Origin of the sequence: Novosphingobium sp. Chol11 (assembly GCF_945870625.1) — a bacterium.
GTDB lineage: Bacteria > Pseudomonadota > Alphaproteobacteria > Sphingomonadales > Sphingomonadaceae > Novosphingobium.
Genome location: NZ_CAMBTS010000153.1, coordinates 1 through 5034 on the forward strand (window position 1 = coordinate 1; position 5034 = coordinate 5034).

7 protein-coding genes are annotated in these 5034 nt (G+C 62.8%); 1 reads left to right on the forward strand and 6 read right to left on the reverse strand.

What is annotated here, in order from left to right:
• Positions 1–103 precede the first annotated feature (103 nt).
• From Q0O40_RS15280 to Q0O40_RS15305, 6 genes are all read right to left on the reverse strand, one after another.
• Entirely contained in the window at positions 104–562 is a 459-nt protein-coding gene (locus Q0O40_RS15280; RefSeq protein ID WP_295531820.1) for a thermonuclease family protein, read from the reverse strand.
• A gap of 133 nt (positions 563–695) precedes the next feature.
• Positions 696–1565: a 3-hydroxyacyl-CoA dehydrogenase NAD-binding domain-containing protein gene (locus Q0O40_RS15285; protein WP_295531823.1), complete on the reverse strand. Its 870-nt coding sequence runs from the start codon at positions 1563–1565 to the stop codon at positions 696–698.
• Between the two features lie 61 nt (positions 1566–1626).
• Positions 1627–2202, reverse strand: a complete 576-nt coding sequence (locus Q0O40_RS15290; RefSeq protein ID WP_295531828.1) for a cob(I)yrinic acid a,c-diamide adenosyltransferase — start codon at positions 2200–2202, stop codon at positions 1627–1629.
• Between the two features lie 18 nt (positions 2203–2220).
• Positions 2221–2457: an HIG1 domain-containing protein gene (locus tag Q0O40_RS15295; RefSeq protein ID WP_295531831.1), complete on the reverse strand. Its 237-nt coding sequence runs from the start codon at positions 2455–2457 to the stop codon at positions 2221–2223.
• The gene (gene gluQRS, locus Q0O40_RS15300; protein ID WP_295531834.1) at positions 2454–3311 is read right to left on the reverse strand and encodes a tRNA glutamyl-Q(34) synthetase GluQRS; all 858 of its coding nucleotides are present in this window, start codon (positions 3309–3311) and stop codon (positions 2454–2456) included. Before gluQRS ends, Q0O40_RS15295 begins: the two co-directional genes overlap by 4 nt.
• Before the next feature lie 95 nt (positions 3312–3406).
• Positions 3407–3655, reverse strand: a complete 249-nt coding sequence (locus Q0O40_RS15305) for a hypothetical protein (protein ID WP_295531837.1) — start codon at positions 3653–3655, stop codon at positions 3407–3409.
• Between the two features lie 84 nt (positions 3656–3739).
• Here Q0O40_RS15305 and guaA point away from each other — a divergent pair.
• Positions 3740–5034, forward strand: a 1295-nt coding sequence (gene guaA, locus Q0O40_RS15310) for a glutamine-hydrolyzing GMP synthase (RefSeq protein WP_295531840.1), incomplete at its 3' end; no start/stop codon positions are given.

The window sequence follows — 5034 nt, forward strand, 5'->3', positions numbered from 1 at the left end:
CAAGCTGGCGCGGATCATCGATGCGATGTTCGATGGGCTTTCCGCGCAAGACCGGGGGGCGAAGGGCCTCGCCGGACTGCGCGCGGCTTAAGCCAGTCCTCCCTCAGACCGCGCACCAGTCGCCGCGCCGGCCTCGCCAAGGCTCGGCCCGCCCCTCACGCTCAAGCTGAACGCCGAGACTGATCCCTCGGCGAAGCACCACGCGCAACGCGCGGCCATAGCGATCTGTTTCGCGCCCCTCGATTGCCAAGGTGAACGGCCCGGCGTTGAGCAGTTCGGTCAATCGCCGTGTTGCGGCCGCACCCAGCGCCGCCTCGCGCGCGCACCCCGGGCGGCTCACTTCGGGGGCATTGATATCGGCGATGCGGATCTTGCGGCCGCGATACCAGAAAGTGTCGCCATCGACGACGCAGGTGATCCGGTTGGAACCGCTGCAACTGGCAAACGCGCCGCGGTCTGTATCGGTCCAGGTGGCGGCCGTGGATGACGGGGCTGGGATCACAAGTAGCAGCGCGAGCAAGGTGAAGAGAGCGGGGGCGAGCGAGCGGTTGGGCATAAGCATGCCAACCCTGTGGGCTATCTTCTTGCTTTGTCTCTTTCAAAAAATACTTATAGTACAGAAGCTTAGGTTTCTCGCTAAGGCATCTAGGCGCTAACGCTATGGGCGGAGCGGGGCGCCATCTGCGGCGGGCTGTTCAGCGCGTCGGGACCGGAATTTCGCCCGAATAGTCATAAAAGCCCCGGCCGCTTTTGCGGCCAAGCCAGCCCGCCTCGACATATTTCACCAGCAGCGGGGCCGGGCGATACTTGGAGTCGCCGGTTGTCTGATGGATCACCCGCACGATCTCGAGGCAAGTATCCAGCCCGATGAAATCGGCCAGCTCGAACGGCCCCATGGGATGGTTGAGGCCCAGCTTGCAGCCCTTGTCGATATCCGGGATCGACGCGGTGCCGCTGCCCAGCACGAAGCATGCCTCGTTCAGCATGGGCACGAGGATGCGATTGACGATAAAGCCGGGCTCGTCCTGCGAAAGCACCACCTCTTTGCCCAGCGCGCCCGCAAAGGCGCGCATGCGATCAATCGTGGCGGGCGCGGTGGCGAGGCCTGGGATCAGCTCGACCAGCTTCATCAGCGGCACCGGATTGAAGAAATGCACCCCGATGAAGCGCGCCGGATCGGGCACGCTGGCGGCCATGCGGGTGATCGGGATCGAGCTGGTATTGGAGGCCAGAATGGCGTCGGCGCGAAGCACTTTTCCAGCCGCCTCGAAGATGCGGAGTTTGATATCCTCGCGCTCGGTCGCCGCCTCGATGATCAGGTCGGCATCAGCCATCGCCGCATAGCCTTCGACCGGCTGGATGCGGTCGATTGCGGCTTGCGCTTCTGCGGCGGTGATCTTTTCCTTTTCCGCCAGCCGCGCGAGCGATGCGCCGATCTTGGCCCGTGCCTTTTCGGCAAGGGCAATGGCGACATCGGCCAGCAACACGCCAAAGCCGCTCTGCGCGGACGTTTGCGCGATGCCCGCGCCCATTTGACCAGCCCCGATTATGGCAATTGTCTTCATCTCAGTTCCCCGCTTCGCACCTGCGAAAGGCTGACTAGCGGTGCGAAGGCGCCAAGTCCACTCAGCGCGAAGCGCCGGGCACCCACAACGGATCATTGCCCGCATTGAGCGCGCGGGCGAGCACGAACAGATAATCCGAGAGCCGATTGAGATACATCAGAGCAGCGGGATTGACCGGTTCGACTGCTGCCAGTGCCACGCCAGCACGTTCGGCGCGGCGCGCGATCGCGCGCACCAGATGGATCCGCGCCGCGCCTTCGCTGCCGCCGGGCAGAATGAAACTGGTGAGTGGGGGCAGGTTTTCATTCAGCGCGTCGATCCGCGCCTCGATCCAATCAGCCTGTGCCGGTACGATCCGGAGCACCATTTCAGAAGGCGCAAAGTCTGCTCCCTCGGCCTCGCCGACCGGCGTCGCCAGATCTGCGCCCAAATCGAACAGGTCGTTCTGAATCCGGCGCAAATCGGCGGCAGTCGTGGCGGCGACGGCCATGATCGCCCATCCTAGCGCACTGTTCAACTCATCGACGTCGCCAATCGCGTTCATCCGCGGATCAAACTTTGCGCGCCGCGAGCCATCGACGAGGCCGGTTGTTCCGGCGTCGCCGGTGCGTGTGTAAATCTTGTTAAGCTTGACCATAGAACAACCCGATCGAGTTCAGCGTCCGCCGCCGCCAATGGCCAGCATGATCATCACGACCACGATGGCCGCCGCCTGATACTTGATGCGATTGAACATCATCTTGTTCTGCATCGCCTGCATCTTGGTCGCCCCGGTGCCGGCCTGCTCAAGGTCTTCCTTCGTCGTATTCAGAAACGCAGCGATGCCGCGCACCAGCGAAAGCACGGTCAGGCCCATGAGGACGGCGATTATCGGGATCAGAATGTACATCATGGCGCAAGGTTTAGGATTTCGCTGAGCGATTGACCAGTGTCAAAGTGGGCGGCCCTGATCGCCGCCGCAAGGGCCAACCCGTCTTCACCGGCGCGTCGGCGATCCGTCAGCGCCAGAGCGCCGCGCCGCTTGGCGATCTTGCGTCCGTCCGCCTCGGTCAGGACCGCGTGGTGATGCCACACCGGCACTGGCAAACCCAGCATCGCCTGAAGCAGCCGGTGCACATGTGTTGCTGCAAACAGATCAGCGCCGCGCGTCACCACGCTCACGCCATCGGCGGCATCATCCAGCGTCGCGGCCAGATGATAGCTGGCAGGCGCATCGCGCCGCCACAAGACAACATCGCCGAACATTTCGGGCCGAGCACGCTGCACGCCGCGCCGCTCATCGCGCCATTCGAGCGGACCGGCCAACTCCGCTGCCTGCTCCATATCAAGCCGCCAGACCAGATTGTCGCCGCCGAGCACCGGGTTACGCAGGCAGGTACCCGGGTAGATGGGACCATCAGGCCCTTGGAGCGTGGCCGCATCGGCCACCTCGCTGCGCGTGCAACGGCAAGGATAGAGGAGGCCCATCGCGCGCAGCTCGTCTGCGGCATTGCGATAGGCGGAAAGGCGCTGCGATTGCGGCGCGACCTCCCGGTACGAAAGCCCCAGCCAGTTCAGGTCTTCGCGGAATTCGTCTGCCAGCTCGGGCCGGCTGCGCGCGCCATCGATGTCTTCGATGCGGAGCAGGAAAGTGCCGCCTTCTTCCGCGGCGCGATCATGTGCGGTGATCGCCGCATAGGCATGGCCGAGATGGAGATGGCCATTAGGGCTAGGGGCGAACCGGGCGACGGGGGCTGGAATAGACATCCCGCATGTCATAGCGCGCCTAATGGGGAAACAAAAACGGCTGCCTTAACGGGAAGGGCAGCCGTTTTCGTGATTATGATAGCTCACTGCTGCGCTCAGGCGAGCGTGGCGGTGAACATGATGCCGCTAATGCTGGCAGCAAAAAGAATTGGCAGGACGATAGCTGTAAAATTGCGCATGGTGTGCTCCATTGTTGAGGCACTTTCAGGCAACTCTCCCAGTTCATCGGCGCCGGCAGGGTGGTGGATTGCAGGAGCTCTTTGAACGAGGCGGCAACTACGCTTTTTGGCGTATTTCGCAATTGCGAACGGCGTAAATGCAATTGCATTTCGCGCAATCGTCACCTTTTTGTCATTTCGTGCAACTGTGCTGCGGGCCCTCCGCATCATCAACTGGACAGGCTCGCGGCGTGCCCTTATCGGCCTGACATGCTTATTCAGCCTTCAGAATCCATACTTATCGTCGATTTCGGCAGCCAGGTGACCCAACTGATCGCGCGCCGCGTGCGCGAGGCGGGCGTTTACTCCGAGATCGCCCCGTTCAGCCAGGCCGAGGCCGCTTTCGCGCGCATGTCCCCAAAGGGAATCATTCTTTCCGGGTCGCCCGCTGGCGTTCCCGAGGAAGGATCGCCCCGCGCGCCGCAAGTCCTGTTTGACAGCGGGGTGCCGATCCTGGGCATCTGCTATGGCCAGCAGGTGATGTCGCAGCAGTTGGGCGGGCGTGTCGAGCCGGGCGATTCGGGTGAGTTCGGCCGCGCGTTTCTGACCGTGACCGAGCCTTGCGCACTGTTTGACGGCCTCTGGGCGATGGGCGAGCGCCACCAGGTGTGGATGAGCCACGGCGACAAAGTTACCGAGTTTGCCCCTGGTTTCCGCATTGTCGCTGTCTCGGATGGCGCGCCTTTTGCCGTTATCGCCGATGAAGCGCGCCGCTATTATGGCACGCAGTTTCACCCTGAGGTGGTCCACACCCCCGATGGCGGCAAGCTCATCGCCAATTTCGTGCGCCATGTCTGCGGCTGCGCGGGCGATTGGACGATGGCCGAATTCCGCAAGACCAAGATCGCTGAAATCCGCGCCGCGGTTGGCTCTTCCCGCGTCATCTGCGGCTTGTCGGGCGGCGTTGACAGCGCAGTAGCCGCCGTGCTGATCCACGAGGCGATCGGCGACCAACTGACCTGCGTCTTCGTTGATCACGGCCTGATGCGGCTGGGCGAAGCCGAGCAGGTCGTCAGCCTGTTTCGCAACCACTACAATATTCCGCTGGTGCACAAGGATGTCTCGGAATTGTTCCTCGGCGGGCTGGCCGGGATCACCGACCCCGAAGCCAAGCGCAAGTTTATCGGCAAGACCTTCATCGATGTGTTCGAAGAAGAAGCACGTGCAGTCGGCGGCGCGGATTTTCTGGCGCAAGGCACGCTTTATCCCGATGTGATCGAAAGCGTCTCGTTTACCGGGGGGCCTTCGGTCACGATCAAGAGCCATCACAATGTCGGCGGCCTGCCCGCGCGGATGAACATAAAGCTGGTCGAGCCCTTGCGCGAACTGTTCAAGGACGAAGTGCGCGCGCTGGGCCGCGAGCTCGGGCTCCCTGAGATATTCGTGGGCCGCCATCCATTTCCCGGGCCCGGCCTTGCCATCCGCATCCCCGGCGAAGTCACGCGCGATAAATGCGATATCCTGCGCAAGGCAGATGCCATCTACCTCGAAGAAATCCGCAGCGC

Bases quoted from the DNA above. Each gene is read 5' to 3' on its own strand.
- Q0O40_RS15280 (WP_295531820.1), bottom strand. From the start codon at position 562: ATGCTTATGCCCAACCGCTCGCTCGCCCCCGCTCTCTTCACCTTGCTC.
- Q0O40_RS15295 (WP_295531831.1), bottom strand. From the start codon at position 2,457: ATGATGTACATTCTGATCCCGATAATCGCCGTCCTCATGGGCCTGACC.
- Q0O40_RS15285 (WP_295531823.1), bottom strand. From the start codon at position 1,565: ATGAAGACAATTGCCATAATCGGGGCTGGTCAAATGGGCGCGGGCATC.
- Q0O40_RS15290 (WP_295531828.1), bottom strand. From the start codon at position 2,202: ATGGTCAAGCTTAACAAGATTTACACACGCACCGGCGACGCCGGAACA.
- gluQRS (WP_295531834.1), bottom strand. From the start codon at position 3,311: ATGTCTATTCCAGCCCCCGTCGCCCGGTTCGCCCCTAGCCCTAATGGC.